Here is a 17590-nt window from a genome sequence, read left to right on the forward strand (position 1 = left end):
CGGGCCGGCGCGAGCGCGGGGATCAGAGCGAGTCGTCGGCGTTGGTGTCCGCGGCCTCGACCTCTTCGCGGGTGACCCCCAGCAGATAGAGCACCGTGTCGAGGAACGGGAAGTTCACCGCCGTGTGCGCGGCCTCGCGGACGACCGGCTTGGCGTTGAACGCGACCCCGAGTCCGGCCGCGTTCAGCATGTCGAGGTCGTTGGCGCCGTCACCGATCGCCACCGTCTGGCCCAGCGGTACCCCCGCCTCGGCGGCGAACCGGCGCAGCAGCCGCGCCTTGCCCGCGCGGTCCACGATCTCGCCGGTGACCCTGCCCGTCAGCTTCCCGTCGACGATCTCCAGCGTGTTGGCCTGCGCGAAGTCGAGGCCGAGCCGCTCCTTCAGGTCATCCGTGACCTGGGTGAACCCGCCCGAGACGACCCCGACCTGGAAGCCGAGCCGCTTGAGCGTACGGATGAGGGTGCGCGCGCCCGGCGTCAGCCGCACCTCGCTGCGCACCTTGTCCACCACCGAGGCGTCCAGCCCCGCCAGCAGGGCCACGCGCGCGTGCAGGGACTGCTCGAAGTCCAGCTCGCCGCGCATCGCGGCCTCGGTCACCTCGGCGACCTCCTTCTCGCAGCCGGCGTGCGCGGCGAAGAGCTCGATCACCTCGTCCTGGATGAGGGTCGAGTCGACGTCCATGACCACGAGCCGCTGGGCGCGCCGGTGCAGTCCCGCCGAGACCACCGCGACGTCGACGCCGAGCGCCGCGGCCTTGGTCGCCAGCGCGGTCCGCAGTGCCCCGGTCTCCGTACCCGACACCGCGAACTCGACGGCGGTCACGGGGTACTTGGCGAGCCGGAAGATCCGGTCGATGTTGCCGCCCGTGTCGGTGATCCGGGCGGCGATCGCGGCCGTCGACTCCGCGGTGAGCGGACGCCCGAGGACGGTGACGAGCGAGCGTCCGAGGCCGCGGGGCCGGTTGTCGCCGAGCCCGGAGATGATCTCGGCCTGCATCTTCATGGACTCCGCCCAGCTGTGGACGGTGGACCGCAGATCACCCTCCAGCCCGGCGGGCGGCTCGGTCACGAGCGCGCACAGGACGATCCGGCCACGGGTGACGACCTGCTCGATGTCGACCACGTCGACGGAGTAGGCGGCGAGGGTGTCGAAGAGGCCGGCGGTGATGCCGGGCCGGTCCTTGCCGAAGATCTTGACGAGGAGGGTGGGGACGTCAGAGGTCTGCGAAGCGCTCATGGTGCTCCCACCGTATCCGGCACGCAGTGCCTTTCGCCGCCGAGGTCCGTCTGGCGGACAGCGAACATTACGTGGCGCGCGGGCGACGCCGGCCTTGCTCGCCGGTGACCGGTGACCGGTGACCAGTCGGCACGCCCCGCGTTCAGGTCCGCGTGGAGCGTGGCCTCGTGGTGGGAGGAGGCCCTAGTCCCGGCGTTCCTGCGGCGGGGGAGGCGACCCCTTCCTCGGGGGTGGCGGCGGTGGTGGAGGCGGAGGCGGCATCAGCCCTCCGCCCCGCGACGGAGGCCGCTGCCGGGGTGCCCGCGGCGGTGGCGTGACCGGCCTGATCACCGTGGGGGCTCCGTACACGTCCTCGGGCGACCGTCCCTCCGGCTCGGGGTCGGAACCGTACGGCCCCGGACCGTGCCGTCGTCCGGCCTGAGCCGGCGGCCGTTCTCCCGCCCCGGGGTCCGGTGCGGGCCGCTGCCCCGCCCGGGCCCCGTCCTCGCCGCCGGCCCCGCCCACGCCGTGGGATCCGCTCTGCCGTGAGGCTCCCGCTCGTCCGGGGTCCCCGTCCGCCTGCCCGCCACGCGGAGGTCCGAAGTCCCCGGGCGGTCCCGTGCCCTGCGCCGGGCGTGCGTCCTGCGGCTCGCGCAGCTCGTCCGGTACCCGCAGATAGGGATTGGTGTCGGGGTTCGACGGCCGGAACGGCGCACCCGGGTGATAGGGGCCCGGCTCCGCGACCTGCTCCGGGGAGTGCTCCGGGAACCCCGGATGCTTCCCCGCCACTCCGATGCCCGCGCAACTCCGTGCCGCCGCAAGCGCCAAGGGCGCGGCCCGCCGCCCGGCGGCCCCCGTCGTGTACGCGAGCAGCGCCCCGCCGGCTCCCGCCCCCGCACCCCACGCGGCACCGAGCAGCAACGCCGTCACCGCGTGCCCGTGCAGTTCTGTCCCGGCGCCGAACGCGTCGAACCCGAGGACCGACAGCGAGGCGTCCACCGACACGTCCGTCAGCCGGGCCAGCAGCGGAAGCGCCACCGCCGTCACGATCCCGAGCGGCAGGGCACAGCGCCCGGCGAAGCCGAGGGCGCCCGGACCCCGTACGCCCGCCGGCGCTGCCGGTTCTCCCGAGCGGGCGCCGCTCCGCTCCCGTACCCCCGGCGTACGCGCCGCCGCCAGCACTCCCGCGAACAGCATCATGAGTGCGGCCGCGACCCCCAACAGCCAGACCCTGCCGTCCAGTTCGGCCATCCTGCCGAGCGTGAGGGGCTCGTCGGCACTGATGCTCAGCAACTCGTCGAGGGGATCGGGCAGCACCTTGGCGAGTTCTCCCGTGGCCTGTCCGTCCCAGGGCACGAGGAGGCCGAGCGGAACGCCCAGCCACACCCCGTTGGGCGCGCCGAGCAGCGCGGCACCCGCGATCCGCTTCGGGTGTTCGTCACCGACCATCGCGTACGCCGCCGCCGCGAGGCCCGCAGCGACCGCCACCAGCAGCACCGTCACCAGCGCGGACGTGGCCGGGCGTACCACCCGGTGCACGGCGTCCCAGCCGCGCGGCAGGGGAGTGCGGCGCGACGCGAGCAGCCCGATCAGCAGGACTCCCGCGGTCCAGGCGGCGCCGCCGAGCAGGGTGGGCGCGGTGTCGACGGTGAAGCCGACGGCCGCCTTCGCGTCCACCAGGCCGCCGACCCGGTCGGGCAGCAGTCCGCCGATGTCCCCCAGACCGCCGGGCAGTTTGTCCGTGAGGTCGTCGAGGCCGCTGCCCGGCCCCTTGTCGAGACCGAGTTCCCCGCCGTCGATCGTGATGACGTCGTGACCGGCCCAGGCGAGCCCGCCCAGCGTGGCCACGAACAGCACGACCACGGCGCCGGCGCGGGCCGCCAGTTCGGACAACGGGAGCACGACCCGCGCCCCGCGCAGGGAACGCAGGAAGAACCAGGAGAGCAGCAGCGCGCCCACGAGGCTCACGCCCAGTGGCGTGATCTCGATGGCGGTCGTGGCCTCCGCCCCTTCCAGGCCGAAGGCCGAGACATCCCCGGACGGCGTCACCGAACCGCCCGCCCCGAGCACCACGACCGCCGCGGTCATCGGACCGAGCGAGCCGGCCGAGTCCGCCTGAAGCAGGTGCAGCCCCAGCGCGGCCGTGCCCGCCATTCCGATCAAAGCCCAGCTCACGGCGGCGATCGCGGCGAGCAGGACATCCCCCCAGGGCACGTTCCTGTGGTGCTCCGCGCTCTCCATACCCATCGTCAGCCCCCCCGGCCCGCGTCGCGGCGATGCACCGCGGATGTCCCCCCTCGCGGGGGGATTACCACTCTCCGGGCCGGTTTCCACCCCGTCAACGGAAACGGACAAGCCGCACCCGGGCAGTCTTCACATGGCCCGACTTTCGGTCAGGGGGCTCCTACTGAAATAGTTCCCCACGATGTTCGACATCCCTAGACTCCCTGTGATGGGGGAACTTCGGGGGACAACTCAGTGGGGCATGGAGTGCCGGAACTCGTACTGGAATTGAATGGACGGACCTGGACGCTCGATGCGTCCAGGCCATACACCCTCGGACGTGATCCGCAGGGGGACGTCGTGCTCGACGACGCCAGGGTGTCCTGGCGTCACGCCACGATCAGCTGGGGCGGCCGCAGTTGGGTCATCGAGGACCACGGCAGCACCAACGGCACGTTCGTGCAGGGTCAGCGGATCCATCAGCTGGAGATCGGCCCCGGCTCGGCCGTGCACCTCGGCAACGCGACGGACGGTCCGCGCCTGAGCCTCTCGGGTGCCGCCGCCGCGGTGGCCCCGCAGCAGCAGGCGCAGCCCCGGCAGCCGTACGCGGCGCAGGGCGCGGGCCCCGGCTGGGCGCAGCAAACACCTCAGCAGCAGGCACCGCCTCAGCAGCAGGCACTTCCGCAGCAGGCTCCGCAGCAGCAGAACTGGCCGCAGTCGCAGCAGGGTGCTTCCATCCCGCCGCAGCAGCACGGACCCGGCGGAGGCGCGGGGGCGCCGCCGGTCTACGGCGACCGCAGCCCGACCACGTTCCACCAGTTCTCGCTGGGCCGCGTCATGCGCATCGGCCGGGCCCTGGAGAACGAGCTGGTCGTCTCCGACCTCCAGGTCTCGCGGCACCACGCCGAGTTCCACGCGACGCCGGACGGCCGCTACGAGATCCGTGACCTCGGCTCGCACAACGGCACGTACGTCAACGGCCAGCCGATCGCCAAGGGCGGTTCCGCGCTGCTCGGCCCGAACGACATCGTCGGCGTCGGTCACTCGACGTTCCGGCTGGTCGGCGACCGGCTCGAGGAGTTCGTCGACACCGGTGAGGTCTCCTTCTCGGCCCGTCATCTGACCGTCACGGTCGACGGCGGCAAGCAGATCCTCAAGGACGTCTCCTTCGGCGTCCCGGAGAAGTCGCTCATCGCGGTGATCGGCCCGTCGGGTTCCGGCAAGTCGACGCTTCTGAAGGCGCTCACGGGCTACCGCCCCGCCAACCAGGGTGACGTCCTCTACGACAACCGGAACCTGTACAAGCAGTTCGCCGAACTGCGGCAGCGCATCGGCCTGGTCCCGCAGGACGACATCCTGCACAAGGAGCTGACCGTCAGGAAGGCCCTCAAGTACGCGGCCAAGCTGCGCTTCCCCGCGGACACCACGGGGAAGGAGCGCGACGCCCGGATAGACGAGGTCCTGCGCGAGCTCAAGCTGGACATCCACAAGGAGAAGAAGGTCACCTCTCTCTCCGGGGGCCAGCGCAAGCGTGTCTCGGTCGCCCTGGAGCTGCTGACCAAGCCCTCGCTGATCTTCCTGGACGAGCCGACCTCCGGTCTCGACCCGGGCATGGACCGTGACGTCATGCAGCTGCTGCGCGGCCTCGCCGACGACGGCCGTACGGTGCTCGTCGTCACCCACTCCGTGGCCGAGCTGGCGATCTGCGACAAGCTGCTGGTGATGGCACCGGGCGGCTCGGTCGCCTACTTCGGTCCGCCCGAGGAGGCCCTGAACTTCTTCGGCTACGACACCTGGGCCGACGTCTTCTCCGCCTTCGAGAACTACCGCGACTACGACTGGGCGGGCCGCTGGAGGGGCTCGCAGCACTACCAGATGTACGCCGCGGACATCGACGCCGTCGCCCCCCAGTCGCTGCACATGCCGCCCGCGCAGGCGATGAAGCCGCCCAAGCCGCAGAGCTGGGGCTCGCAGCTGATGACGCTGGTCCGCCGCTATGTGTCGGTGATCGCGTCCGACAAGGGGTTCCTGGCGCTGACGGTGATCCTGCCGGCGGTCCTCGGCGCGGTCAGCCTGCTGATCGACCCGGACAAGAACCTGCTGGTGAACCCGGCGGTCAACCCGAAGACCGGCGCGCACATCCCGAACGGCACCGCCACCACGGTGCTGCTGATCCTCGCGGTCGGCGCCTGCTTCGCGGGCGCCGCCAACTCGGTCCGCGAACTGATCAAGGAACGCGTGATCTACGAGCGGGAACGGGCGACCGGCCTGTCGCGCTCCGCGTACCTGATGTCGAAGGTCATCGTCCTCGGCACCGTCACGGTGTTCCAGGGCGCCCTGGTCGGCGTGATCGGCTTCTCCAGCCGCACGATCCCCGACGAGGGCCTGGTCCTCGGCAGCGGCAAGATCGCGGTCATGATCGAGCTGTCGATCCCGATCATGGCTCTCGGCTTCACCTCGATGATGTTCGGCCTGATCATCTCGTCCCTGGTGAAGACCGCCGAGAAGACCATGCCCCTGCTGGTCATGTTCGCGATCATCCAGGTCGTCTTCACCGGCTGCCTCTTCATCCTGCACGGCACCGTCGGCGTCAACCAGTTCTCGTACCTGATGCCGTCGCGCTGGGCGGTCGCCGCGGCCGGCGCCACGCTGGACTTCAACAACATCAGTCCGAACACGGACGACCCGTCCAGCACGGACCCGCTCTGGGACCACGCGGCATCGGCCTGGACCATGGACATGGTGGCCCTGCTCGTCCTCGGCGCCCTGTGCGGCTTCTTCGTGGCCCGCTTCCTGCGCCGCCACGAGCCCGAGGTCATGCGCAAGTAGCACCTCCGGACGCCTGAAGGGCGGCACCCCCGACCGGGGTGCCGCCCTTGTGCGTCTTGACCGAGACCCTCAGAGGTCCGCGCGATACTCGCGAGACTCAGTAGGCGCTGTTGACGTTGTCGATGGAGCCGTACTTGTCGGCCGCGTAGTTGGCGGCGGCCGTGATGTTGGCGACCGGGTCGTAGATGTTCGTCGACGTGCCCGGGACGTGGTACGCCGCGAAGGTCGGCGGGATGACCTGGAGCAGGCCCTTCGACGGGATGCCGTTGATGGCGTTGATGTCCCAGTCGTTGATGGCGTTGGGGTTGCCCGAGGACTCACGGATGATGTTCTTGTGCAGCCCGTGGTAGCTGCCCGGGATGCCCTTCTGCTTCATGATGTCCAGCGACTGCCGGATCCAGCCGTCCAGGTTGTTCGCGTACGTCTTGGCGGCGACGGGCTTGACCTGCGGGCGCTGCGCGGAGCGGCTGGCGGCCTGCTTCTTGCGCGCCTCTTCCGCCTTCTTCTTGGCAGCGGCCTGCTCGGCGGCCTTCTTCTTGGCGGCGGCCTCGTCGGCAGCCTTCTTCTTCGCGGCCTCGGCCTTGACCGTGGCGCCCGCCAGCTGGTCGGTGACGCTGGCCTTGACGTCCTTGATCTGCTCCTGGCTGTAGGCCACGGAGGACGTGGACGCGGCGGCGTCGGTGGTCGTGGTCTGCGAGTTCGCCGGCACGGCCGTGAACGCGAGGGCGGCGGCACCGAGGGCCGCGACACCGGCGAACGAAAGCTTGTGGGTCTTGGTCAGCTGGGGACTGTGCACCGGAGCGATGAACTTCTTGGGCATGACTGATGGACCTCTTCGAATAGCGCGGACGCCGCTCCCGGTCCGTAGGGACAGAGTGTTTTTTCCGGACGAACGCCGCGGGGCGAAACCCGCGGCGTTGAGCGACGTGAGCCATTGTTAGCGGCCGCAAAATCCTGTGGCAAAGGTGTGACGTACGAAGCCGGGTAGTGGAGCACAGAGGGGCAAAACGGGGCAGACTGGCATGTCTGCCCCGCTCAAGTGGGTCCCCCCTGTCTCCTATGCCCGGTCGTACGTGATGTGTGCCCTATGCGCGGGCTCACACCGCCACCACGCCAGTCTCACCCCAGGTTGCTGGCGCAATGCTCTGTGTGAGGGGCCTCCGCCGGCAGCAGGAGGTGGATGTCCCCGAACTCGTGCCAGAGATAGCGCCCCCGCAGCGCCTCGCCGTACCCGCGCTCGACCGCGGCCCGCCCGGCGACGGCCGCCAGCATCAGCAGATGCGACGCCTCCGGCTCGTGCAGCCCGGTCAGGAGCCCCTCCACCACCCGCACCCCCCGCTCCGGGGTGACCACCAGATCCGTCCAGCCGTGCCCGCCCCGGACCACTCCGTCCGCTCCCGCCGCGGACTCCACGGCCCGGACGGCCGTCGTACCGACCGCGACGACCCGTCCCTCCCCGGCCCGTACCGCGTTGATCAGCCGCGCCGAGGCCTCCGGCACCTCGTACCTCTCCGGATACGGCGGCTCGTGCACCTCCGCCGACGCCACCCCCGTGTGCAGCGCGACCGGCGCGAACTGCACCCCCCGGCTCACCAGCTCCGCCACCAGCCGCGCGGTGAAGGGACGCGCCGCGCTCGGCATCTCCGCACTGCCCGTACCGTCGGCGGACGGCAGCGCGAACACCGTCTGGTACGCCGACAGCGGCTGATCCCGCTCCGTGTACGAGTAGCGGATGGGACGCCCGTGCCGCCGCAGCAACCCCGGCACGTCCGGATCCGACACCCGCGACCACCACAGCCGCGCACCGTCCGGGGCCAGCGGCTCCTCCAGCACGAGCCGCACACCCCCGGGAAGCCGCACCTCCGTACCCGCGGGCCCGCCCGCACGCGGGCGCGTGGTGCCCCGCCCGTCCGGTTCCCGCAGCTCCAAGGCCCACCGCCCGTCATCACCCCGGGTGGAGAAATGCACCACCACGCGCGCGTGCCCCACCCTCCCGTCGACGGCGGACGCCAGCGTGGGCGAGGTGTTGACCACCAGCAGATCGCCGGGCCGCAGCAGCCGGGGCAGGTCCACGAAGTCGTGGTGCGACACCGAGGTCCCCCGCGACACGAGCAGCCGGACGGCGTCCCGGTCCAGACCCGGACCGCGCTGCTCGGCCGGTACCCGCGCCGACAACTCCGCCGGTACCCGCGCCGACAACTCCGCCGGAACCCGCGGCCACCCGTGACGGCGCCCCGACGGGGGCACCCCCGTCGCCGTCGTCATCGCTCCTCCAGCAGGGCCGCGGCACGGAAGCGGCCGCTCGCCGGACGCTCGTCCAGCAGCCGCAGGAACGCCGGCACCACGGCCGCGGGATCCCGCCGCGCCTCCTCGTCGTCCGGTACCGCCGCCGCATACAGGTCCGTCGCCAGGTCCCCCGGGTCCACCGCCCAGACCCGCAGCCCGGGCTCCTCCGCACCCAGCACCGCCGACAGCTGGTCCAGGGCCGCCTTGGACGCCCCGTAACCGCCCCACGTCCCGTACGCCTCGACGGCCGCGTCCGAGCTGACACCGATCACCGCACCGGCACCGGACGCCCGCAACCCGGGCAGCGCCTCCTGGACCAGGCCCAGCGCCGCGACCACATTGACCTCCAGCGCCCGCCGCAGCCCGTCCGGCGACAGATCCTCCAGGCGGACGAGCGGTTCGGCGCCCAGCGCGCTCGCGTTGTTCACCACGAGGTCCACACCCCCGAGTCCCGCCGCCGCGGCCACCAGCTCCCCGCGGTGCCCCGCGTCCGTCACATCGCCGGGCAGCGCCCTGACCCGCGTCCCGTACGCGGACAGCTCCGCCGCCGTCCTCTCCAGCACCCCCGCCGTTCTGGCGTCGAGCACCAGATCCCAGCCGCGCTCCGCCAGACCCGCGGCCAGCGCCCGCCCCAGCCCCTTCGAAGCCCCCGTGATGATGGCCACCGGCATGACATCCGTCCCCTCGTCCCACCGCCGTTCCCGACGGATGTCCTCAACGTAGGGACGGCACCACTCCCGCCGCCTCGTACGCAGGCCGCAGGGATCAGGGGCCCTTCGTCCTAGGGCCGACCCATGGGCCCCGCGCCCTAGGTCCACCGGCATGGGTCCCGCGTCCTAGGCCCACCGGCCGGGTCAACCGCCACCACAGGTCGGATACGCACTGTCACAGGCCGCCGGTACCGTGAAGTCATGAGCCAAGGCCCCAGGTCCGGCCTGTACGCGGTCAGCTCCGCGCTGCTGGCCATGAGCAGACACCTCGAGGTGCGTGACGTCCTCAAGACGATCGTCGCCTCGGCCCGCGAGCTGCTCGGCGCCGAGTACGCGGCCCTCGGTGTCCCGGACGATCACGGAGGCTTCGCCCAGTTCGTCGTCGACGGTGTCAGCGACGCCCAGTGGAAGGCCATCGGACCGCTCCCGCGCCAGCACGGCATCCTCGCCGCGATGCTGCACGAGGCCCGCGCCGAGCGCCTCGCCGACGTGCGCAAGGACCCCCGATTCGAGGGCTGGCCCGCGGCCCACCCCGAGATGTCGGACTTCCTCGGCCTGCCGATCCGCGACGGCGACGACGTCCTCGGCGCCCTCTTCCTAGCCAACAAGGTGCGGTGCTCCGAGGAGCGCCCCGCCCTCCCCGGCACCGGGGAGGGCGACGGCGGCCGCTGCCGCTTCAGCGAGGAGGACGAGGAACTCCTGACGATCCTCGCCCAGCACGCCGCGATCGCCCTGACCAACGCCCGGCTCTACGAGCGCAGCCGGGAACTCACCATCGCCGAGGAGCGCTCCCGCCTCGCGCACGAGCTGCACGACGCCGTCAGCCAGAAACTCTTCTCGCTGCGCCTCACCGCCCAGGCCGCCGCGGCCCTCGTCGACCGCGACCCCTCCCGGGCCAAGGGCGAGCTCCAGCAGGTCGCCGCCCTCGCCGCGGAAGCCGTCGACGAACTGCGCGCCGCCGTCGTGGAGCTGCGGCCCGCCGCCCTCGACGAGGACGGTCTCGTGGCCACCTTGCGCACCCAGATCCAGGTGCTCGACCGCGCCCAGGCGGCGCGCGTGACCTTCGAGAGCAGCGGAGTACGCGCCCTGCCCGCTGCCCAGGAGGAGGCCCTGCTGCGCGTCGCCCAGGAGGCGCTTCACAACGCGCTGCGCCACTCCGGAGCGGCCCGCGTCGACGTGGCCCTCGCGAAGCGCGGACCGGGCGCCGTCCTCACCGTCGCCGACGACGGCGGCGGCTTCGAACCCCACGCGATCCGCAGCGCGGGACGCCATCTCGGCCTCGTCTCCATGCGGGACCGGGCGAGCGGCGTCGGCGGCACACTCACCGTGGAATCGGCGCCCGGAAAGGGCACCCGGATAGAGATGGAGGTCCCTGGTGGCTGACGCGATCAAGGTGCTGCTGGTCGACGACCACCAAGTGGTCCGCCGGGGCCTGCGCACCTTTCTCGAGGTGCAGGACGACATCGAGGTCGTGGGCGAGGCCGCCGACGGCGCCGAAGGAGTCGCCCGCGCGGAGGAACTGAAACCGGACGTCGTCCTCATGGACGTGAAGATGCCGGGGATGGACGGCGTCGAGGCGCTGCGCAGGCTGCGCGAGCTGGCCAACCCCGCGCGCGTGCTGATCGTGACCAGCTTCACCGAGCAGCGCACGGTGGTGCCCGCCCTGCGCGCCGGCGCCGCCGGGTACGTGTACAAGGACGTCGACCCCGACGCGCTCGCCGGCGCCATCCGGTCCGTGCACGCCGGACACATCCTGCTCCAGCCCGAGGTCGCGGGTGCCCTGCTGTCCCAGGAGGACGCCGGTCCGGGGCAGGGGAGGGGCGGCTCGCTCACCGAGCGGGAGCGCGAGGTGCTCGGTCTGATCGCCGACGGCCGCTCCAACCGGGAGATCGCCCGGGCGCTCGTCCTCTCCGAGAAGACCGTCAAGACCCACGTGTCGAACATCCTGATGAAGCTCGACCTCGCCGACCGTACGCAGGCCGCGCTGTGGGCCGTACGGCACGGGGCGGCGGGCTGAAGGTACTCGGACGGGAGCGTGCCCACCCGGACGGGCACCGACCGGTGCCGGATCAGCCGACCGCGCCCCGACACCGGGGAGCAACGTGGGGCGCCTGGGGCAAAGGGGGAGCGGCCCACCCGGACGGCGCCCGACGAAGGCAACGCCCTCCTGCTGCCCGCGAGTTCAGCGAACCCCCCGCTCCCGCTCCTCCACGAACGCGTTGAACGCGGCCACCTGCGCCCGCCGAGCCGTCCGCTCCACCGGCCGCAGCGCCTCCGCCCGCGCCCCCATCTCCGAGGCGCTCACCGCCCCGCCGTGCCCGTTCTCGTACGCGACGGAAATCAGCAGCCCCACCCGCTGGGCCAGCTCCAGCACCCGTACCGCTCGCGGCGGGTACCCGGGCGCCAGCACCTCACGACCCCGCTCGGCCCGAGCCCGGTACGCGTCCACCGCGGCCTCCGCCACCGGCCCCGACCCGGCCACGTCGAGCCGCGACAGCACCTCGGTCGCCTCACGCAGGGCCTCCGCCAGTTCCCGCTCCGCCTCCCCGAGGGACGGTACGTCCGCGGGCGGCGCCTCCCGCACGGGAAGGCAGTGCCAGACGACCTCCACGTGGACGTCGCCCTCGGGTCCCGCCTCGTACACCTCAGGCACCAGCCCGAGCCCGGCCCCCCGGCAGACGACCGCCTCCTCCGCGTCGAGGGCCCGCGCGTTGAACTCCGGCGGCCCGCTCAGCCCCAGCGGATGCCCCGGTGCGGGCAGCGCCACCCGCAGCCCGGTCACCCCGAGCGCGCGCAGCCGCCCGAGGGCGAGCGTGAGACCGACGGGCCCCGGCTCACCGGGGAGTCCCGCGACGCGATGCACGGCGTCCCCGCCGACGATGGCGAGCACGGCGTCGTCCGGCGAAACAAGTCCGGCCAAAAGGGCGTTTCCCCATGCGGCCAGGCGTCCTGAGCGTGGTTCCGAGAGCATGCCCCCACCCTAAGGACCGACCGATGGATTGGACCGCCCGACCGGTGGCGTAGGTTTTCCCTGGGGGCTGCGTCCACAGACGTATGCGACGGCCGAGACTGCAATGGGAGACAGCGCGCTGATGAGCGATGTTCTGGAGCTTGAGGACGTATCCGTGGTCCGAGAGGGCCGGGCTCTGGTGGACCAGGTCTCCTGGTCGGTCAAGGAAGGCGAGCGCTGGGTCATCCTCGGCCCGAACGGCGCCGGGAAGACGACCCTTCTGAACGTCGCCTCCAGCTACCTCTTCCCCAGCTCGGGCACCGCCACCGTCCTCGGTGAGACCCTCGGCAAGGTCGACGTCTTCGACCTGCGCCCGCGCATCGGCATGGCAGGCATCGCCATGGCGGAGAAGCTCCCCAAGCGCCAGACCGTCCTGCAGACCGTGCTCACCGCCGCGTACGGCATGACCGCCGGCTGGCAGGAGGAGTACGAGGACATCGACGAGCAGCGCGCCCGCGCGTTCCTCGACCGCCTCGGCATGAGCGACTACCTGGACCGCGACTTCGGGACGCTCTCCGAAGGCGAGCGCAAGCGCACCCTGATCGCGCGCGCCCTGATGACCGACCCCGAACTGCTGCTCCTGGACGAGCCCGCCGCGGGCCTCGACCTCGGAGGCCGCGAGGACCTCGTGCGCCGTCTCGGCCGCCTGGCCCGCGACCCGATCGCCCCCTCCATGATCATGGTCACGCACCATGTCGAGGAGATCGCGCCCGGCTTCACCCACGTGCTGATGATCCGCCAGGGCAAGGTGCTGGCCGCCGGCCCGCTCGAGCTCGAACTCACCTCGCGCAACCTCTCGCTCTGCTTCGGCCTGCCCCTCGTCGTCGAGCAGGTCGGCGAGCGCTGGACGGCACAGGGCCTCCCGCTGTCCTGACGCCCGGTCGACGCGGCCCCGCGGCGGGCGCGGCGGGGGCACACGTGATCGTGCGCCCTGTCCGTCCGTGCGGCGCGGTCCTACCATGACCGTGTGAACGACATCGACGCATGGGTGTGGTGGCTGGTCGCCGCCGTCGGACTCGGGATCCCGCTCGTGGTGACGGCGATGCCGGAGTTCGGCATGCTGGCCGTGGGCGCTGTCGCGGCAGCGGGCGCGGCGGGACTCGGCGGCGACGTCGTCCTCCAGGTCCTCGTCTTCGTCGCCGTATCGGTCGCACTCATCGCCGTGGTGCGCCCCATCGCGGCCCGGCACCGGGCCACGCGACCCCAACTCGCCACCGGCGTGGACGCGTTGCGCGGCAAGACAGCCGTCGTGCTGGAACGGGTCGACGGCTCGGGCGGCCGGATCAAGCTCGCCGGGGAGATCTGGTCGGCGCGCTCCCTCGACGCCGGACAGACCTACGAGGCGGGGGAGCAGGTCGACGTCGTCGACATCGAGGGCGCCACGGCGATCGTGATGTGACCACGCACGACTGAACCGAACGCCCCACGTCGCAGACGACGGTCTGTCAGACTCGTCCAGCAAGATCTTCAACACCCGTAAGATCTGAGGGAATTACCGAGGCGAAGGGTACGGGGAGCATCGATGGAACCGATCATCATCGTCCTGATCATTCTGGTGGTGTTGGTCTTCATCGCCCTGATCAAGACCATCCAGGTCATCCCACAGGCCAGCGCGGCCATCGTCGAGCGCTTCGGCCGCTACACGCGGACACTGAACGCGGGCCTCAACATCGTCGTCCCGTTCATCGACACCATCCGCAACCGCATCGACCTGCGCGAACAGGTCGTGCCGTTCCCGCCCCAGCCGGTGATCACCCAGGACAACCTGGTGGTCAACATTGACACGGTCATCTACTACCAGGTCACCGACGCCCGCGCGGCCACCTACGAGGTCGCCAGTTACATCCAGGCCATCGAGCAGCTCACCGTCACCACCCTGCGCAACATCATCGGTGGCATGGACCTGGAACGGACCCTCACCTCCCGCGAGGAGATCAACGCGGCCCTGCGCGGGGTCCTGGACGAGGCCACCGGCAAGTGGGGCATCCGCGTCAACCGCGTGGAGCTCAAGGCCATCGAGCCGCCCACCTCCATCCAGGACTCGATGGAGAAGCAGATGCGCGCCGACCGCGACAAGCGCGCCGCGATCCTCACCGCCGAAGGCATCCGCCAGTCGCAGATCCTCACCGCCGAGGGTGAGAAGCAGTCCGCGATCCTGCGCGCCGAGGGTGAGGCCAAGGCCGCCGCCCTGCGCGCGGAGGGCGAGGCCCAGGCCATCCGTACGGTCTTCGAGTCCATCCACGCCGGAGACGCGGACCAGAAGCTCCTCGCCTACCAGTACCTCCAGATGCTCCCGAAGATCGCCGAGGGCGACGCCAACAAGCTCTGGATCGTGCCGAGCGAGATCGGTGACGCGCTCAAGGGCCTGAGCGGCGCCATGGGCAACTTCGGCCCGATGGGCGGCGGTTCGGGCGGCGGCGGCTCCGAGCGCCGCGAGAAGCCGTCCGTCACGGACTGACGGAGCGCATGACCGGGGCCCGCCTTCGACGAAGGCGGGCCCCGGTCACGCGCGGCTTCAGGCGGCCGGCTGCGCCAGCCACTCCGGCAGCGCCTGGAAGTCGTCCTGCCCGAGCGTCAGCAGCATCGCGTCCGCGGGCGTCGGCTCGAACGGCTGCCGCAGCAGCGGCATGCCCGCCTGCTCCGGCGTACGGTCCGCTTTGCGGTGATTGTCCTCGGCGCAGGACGCGACGGTGTTCAGCCAGGAGTCCTGGCCGCCCTGCGCCCGCGGCACCACGTGGTCCACGGTCGTCGCCCGCCTGCCGCAGTACGCGCACCGGTGCCGGTCCCGCACCAGCACACCCCTGCGGGACCAGGGCGCTTGTCTTCGGAACGGCACCCGTACGTAACGGCAGAGCCTGATGACCCGGGGCACGGGTATGTCGACCGCTGCCCCACGCATACGGAGTTCGGGGTGGGCCTGCTCGACGACGGCCTTGTCCTGCAGCACCAGAACGACGGCCCGGTTCAACGTCACCGTCGACAGCGGCTCAAAGCTCGCATTCAGTACCAGCGTGTCCCGCATCAAGCCCACCTCCCATGCGCTCCGGCCCACCCCCTGGCGGGCTTGGATCAACTCTGGCCGGGCACGTCGAGATGGACAACGCAATAAAAAGATGCCCGCCCCTGATCAATTCCAAGACCAGGGGCGGGCAAACGTCCGGGGAACGTCTGTCTTGCACGGGAGCCGTGAGCTCACCGCCGAGCCGGCACCGGACGCCGGCGGCCGAGTGACCGCCGCGGCGAAGCGGAACACCAGCTCGTGCCGGAATCCGCTTCCCGGTCGGGCCTAGAACCAGCTGCGCTTGCTGCCGACCTCCGACAGCCACTGGTTCAGGTACGCGGTCCAGTCGGTGCCCTGGTAGTCGTTCAGGCCCACCTTGAAGGCGCGGAACGAGTCGCTGCCCTCGCTGAACAGGCCCGGCTTCTTGTCCATCTCCAGGACGACGTCCATCTCGCGCTCGTCGGCGACGAAGCTCAGCTCGACCTGGTTCAGCCCGCGGTACTGCGCCGGCGGGAAGAACTCGATCTCCTGGTAGAACGGCAGCTTCTGCCGCGTACCGCGGATGTGACCGCGCTCCATGTCGGCGCTCTTGAAGCGGAAACCGAGCTGGAGGAAGGCGTCCAGGATCGCCTGCTGGGCCGGCAGCGGGTGCACGTTGATCGGGTCCAGGTCGCTCGAGTCGACGGCACGCGCGATCTCCAGCTCCGTGGTCACCCCGATGTGCATCCCCCGCAGCGGCTGGCCGTCGATCGTCGTGACCGGCGTCTCCCAGGGGATCTCCAGGCCGAACGGGACCGCGTGCACCGCGCCCGCCTTCAGCTCGAAGGCACCGCCCAGCCGCACCTTGGTGAACTCGATGTCCTGCTTGTGCTCCTGGTCGTCGTGGCCCTCGACCTCGACCCTGGCCTGCAGGCCGACCGACAGACCCTCGATGGCCTGGTCCACGGATCCGCCCTGGATCCGCACCTCGCCCTGCACGACGCCGCCCGGAACCGTGTTGACCTCGGTCAGCACCGTCTCGACCGAAGCCCCGCCGGCTCCCATGCTCGCAAGCAGCCGCTTGAACCCCATGTCACTTCCTCCCCAGGCAACGCCTGTACGTTCTGTGTGCGTGTGGATCCCTGATCCGTACAAACGCGATCCGGTCGCGGCCGGTTCCGCGTCCTCACCCTTGCAAGGGGGACGCTCCCTGACCACCCCGACGACGAGCAGCCGCTCTCGACTACGCTCGTACGCCATGATCGCGGCCCCTGACCGTACGCCTCTCGCCCGGGAGTTCTTCGACCGCCCCGTCCTGGAGGTCGCTCCGGACCTCCTCGGGCGCACCCTCGTGCGCACCACGGAGGACGGCCCGATCGGACTGCGCCTCACCGAGGTCGAGGCCTACGACGGTCCCAATGACCCCGGCTCCCACGCCTACCGCGGCCGCACGGCCCGCAACGACGTGATGTTCGGCCCGCCCGGTCATGTGTACGTCTACTTCACCTACGGCATGTGGCACTGCATGAACCTGGTCTGCGGCCCCGAGGGCAGAGCGAGCGGGATCCTGCTGCGGGCCGGTGAGGTCACGGAGGGTGCCGAGCTCGCCCGCAAACGCCGACTCTCGGCCCGCAACGACCGAGAACTGGCCAAAGGACCCGCCCGTCTGGCCACGGCCCTCGGGGTGGACCGCACCTTCGACGGCGCGGACGCCTGCGGGCCCGAGGGCGGTCCCTTCCGCATGCTGGCCGGCACTCCCGTGCATCCCGACCAGGTACTCAGCGGTCCCCGCACCGGAGTCTCCGGCGACGGCGGCGTCCACCCATGGCGCTTCTGGATCGCCAACGACCCGACGGTGAGCCCCTATCGGGCCCATACGCCTCGTCGCCGCCGAACTTGACTCGCCTCGCAGGGATCCGTAATGTGGCCCGAGCCGCTTGACCCGGGTACTGCGTTCAGCCAGCAGCCGGAAGCGGCCAACCCACTACCTACGACTCCCCCTCAGCGGGGTCGAATTCGCCATGTCCGCATGTCGAATTCTGACTCCTCGGCTCGATTATGAGCTGTACGGGGAATCGGCTAACGTAGTGAATGTCGAAAGGCCCGCGAGGCATAAACCTCAGGCCAAAGACAATCCCGCCGACAGGGAATCGGGTCCGAAAGGATCTGGTAGAGTCGGAACCGCCGGAAAGGGAAACGCGAAAGCCGGAACCTGGAAAGCACCGAGGAAATCGGAGCCGGAAACGGTCTGATAGAGTCGGAAACGCAAGACCGAAGGGAAGCGCCCGGAGGAAAGCCCGAGAGGGTGAGTACAAAGGAAGCGTCCGTTCCTTGAG

General features: G+C 71.1%; 15 protein-coding genes. 7 read left to right on the top strand and 8 right to left on the bottom strand.

All coding sequences use genetic code 11. The annotated features are described in order from the left end of the window. Positions 1 to 22: 22 nt before the first annotated feature. Together serB and AC0ZLC_RS27370 are read right to left on the bottom strand one after the other, a co-directional pair. Entirely contained in the window at positions 23 to 1237 is a 1215-nt protein-coding gene (gene serB / locus AC0ZLC_RS27365; RefSeq protein ID WP_476754634.1) for a phosphoserine phosphatase SerB, read from the bottom strand. Between the two features lie 183 nt (positions 1238 to 1420). Then, a complete protein-coding gene (locus tag AC0ZLC_RS27370; RefSeq protein WP_476754635.1) occupies positions 1421 to 3463 on the bottom strand; it encodes a streptophobe family protein in 2043 nt (680 codons plus the stop codon). Between the two features lie 243 nt (positions 3464 to 3706). Here AC0ZLC_RS27370 and AC0ZLC_RS27375 point away from each other — a divergent pair, with 243 nt between their 5' ends. After that, the gene (locus AC0ZLC_RS27375) at positions 3707 to 6268 is read left to right on the top strand and encodes an ABC transporter ATP-binding protein/permease (RefSeq protein WP_476754648.1); all 2562 of its coding nucleotides are present in this window, start codon (positions 3707 to 3709) and stop codon (positions 6266 to 6268) included. Between the two features lie 97 nt (positions 6269 to 6365). On the opposite strand, the gene AC0ZLC_RS27380 is transcribed toward AC0ZLC_RS27375, so the two are convergent. From AC0ZLC_RS27380 to AC0ZLC_RS27390, 3 genes are all read right to left on the bottom strand, one after another. Then, a complete protein-coding gene (locus AC0ZLC_RS27380; RefSeq protein ID WP_358853442.1) occupies positions 6366 to 7088 on the bottom strand; it encodes a transglycosylase SLT domain-containing protein in 723 nt (240 codons plus the stop codon). Positions 7089 to 7387: 299 nt separating this feature from the next. After that, on the bottom strand, positions 7388 to 8533 hold the full coding sequence (locus AC0ZLC_RS27385; protein WP_476754636.1) for an S-adenosylmethionine:tRNA ribosyltransferase-isomerase: 1146 nt from the start codon (positions 8531 to 8533) through the stop codon (positions 7388 to 7390). Beyond that, complete coding sequence (locus AC0ZLC_RS27390) at positions 8530 to 9225, bottom strand: SDR family NAD(P)-dependent oxidoreductase (RefSeq protein ID WP_476754637.1); 696 nt, start codon at positions 9223 to 9225, stop codon at positions 8530 to 8532. Before AC0ZLC_RS27390 ends, AC0ZLC_RS27385 begins: the two co-directional genes overlap by 4 nt. 240 nt (positions 9226 to 9465) lie before the next feature. On the opposite strand from AC0ZLC_RS27390, the gene AC0ZLC_RS27395 reads away from it, so the two are divergent. Then, a complete protein-coding gene (locus AC0ZLC_RS27395) occupies positions 9466 to 10647 on the top strand; it encodes a GAF domain-containing sensor histidine kinase (RefSeq protein ID WP_476754638.1) in 1182 nt (393 codons plus the stop codon). Beyond that, positions 10640 to 11281: a response regulator gene (locus AC0ZLC_RS27400; protein WP_476754639.1), complete on the top strand. Its 642-nt coding sequence runs from the start codon at positions 10640 to 10642 to the stop codon at positions 11279 to 11281. Before AC0ZLC_RS27395 ends, AC0ZLC_RS27400 begins: the two co-directional genes overlap by 8 nt. Positions 11282 to 11446: 165 nt before the next feature. Here AC0ZLC_RS27400 and AC0ZLC_RS27405 read toward each other — a convergent pair whose 3' ends face one another. Then, the gene (locus AC0ZLC_RS27405) at positions 11447 to 12235 is read right to left on the bottom strand and encodes a hypothetical protein (RefSeq protein ID WP_476754640.1); all 789 of its coding nucleotides are present in this window, start codon (positions 12233 to 12235) and stop codon (positions 11447 to 11449) included. 121 nt (positions 12236 to 12356) lie between these two features. Here AC0ZLC_RS27405 and AC0ZLC_RS27410 point away from each other — a divergent pair, with 121 nt between their 5' ends. The 3 genes from AC0ZLC_RS27410 to AC0ZLC_RS27420 all read left to right on the top strand — a co-directional run bounded on the left by AC0ZLC_RS27410 (position 12357) and on the right by AC0ZLC_RS27420 (position 14732). Next, positions 12357 to 13148, top strand: coding sequence for an ABC transporter ATP-binding protein (locus AC0ZLC_RS27410; RefSeq protein ID WP_476754641.1), 792 nt, complete (start codon positions 12357 to 12359; stop codon positions 13146 to 13148). A 93-nt stretch (positions 13149 to 13241) separates the two neighbouring features. Continuing rightward, positions 13242 to 13673 carry an NfeD family protein gene (locus tag AC0ZLC_RS27415; protein WP_476754642.1) on the top strand — a complete coding sequence of 144 codons (432 nt, stop codon included), beginning with the start codon at positions 13242 to 13244 and terminating at the stop codon, positions 13671 to 13673. Between the two features lie 123 nt (positions 13674 to 13796). After that, entirely contained in the window at positions 13797 to 14732 is a 936-nt protein-coding gene (locus AC0ZLC_RS27420; protein ID WP_355787350.1) for an SPFH domain-containing protein, read from the top strand. 57 nt (positions 14733 to 14789) lie between these two features. Here AC0ZLC_RS27420 and AC0ZLC_RS27425 read toward each other — a convergent pair whose 3' ends face one another. Together AC0ZLC_RS27425 and AC0ZLC_RS27430 are read right to left on the bottom strand one after the other, a co-directional pair. After that, the gene (locus tag AC0ZLC_RS27425; RefSeq protein WP_358853448.1) at positions 14790 to 15296 is read right to left on the bottom strand and encodes an HNH endonuclease; all 507 of its coding nucleotides are present in this window, start codon (positions 15294 to 15296) and stop codon (positions 14790 to 14792) included. A gap of 264 nt (positions 15297 to 15560) precedes the next feature. Beyond that, the gene (locus AC0ZLC_RS27430; protein WP_476754643.1) at positions 15561 to 16346 is read right to left on the bottom strand and encodes a sporulation protein; all 786 of its coding nucleotides are present in this window, start codon (positions 16344 to 16346) and stop codon (positions 15561 to 15563) included. 166 nt (positions 16347 to 16512) lie between these two features. Here AC0ZLC_RS27430 and AC0ZLC_RS27435 point away from each other — a divergent pair, with 166 nt between their 5' ends. Next, entirely contained in the window at positions 16513 to 17154 is a 642-nt protein-coding gene (locus AC0ZLC_RS27435) for a DNA-3-methyladenine glycosylase (protein WP_476754644.1), read from the top strand. Positions 17155 to 17590 lie beyond the last annotated feature (436 nt).

The organism is Streptomyces sp. GLSS-08 (assembly GCF_056387915.1).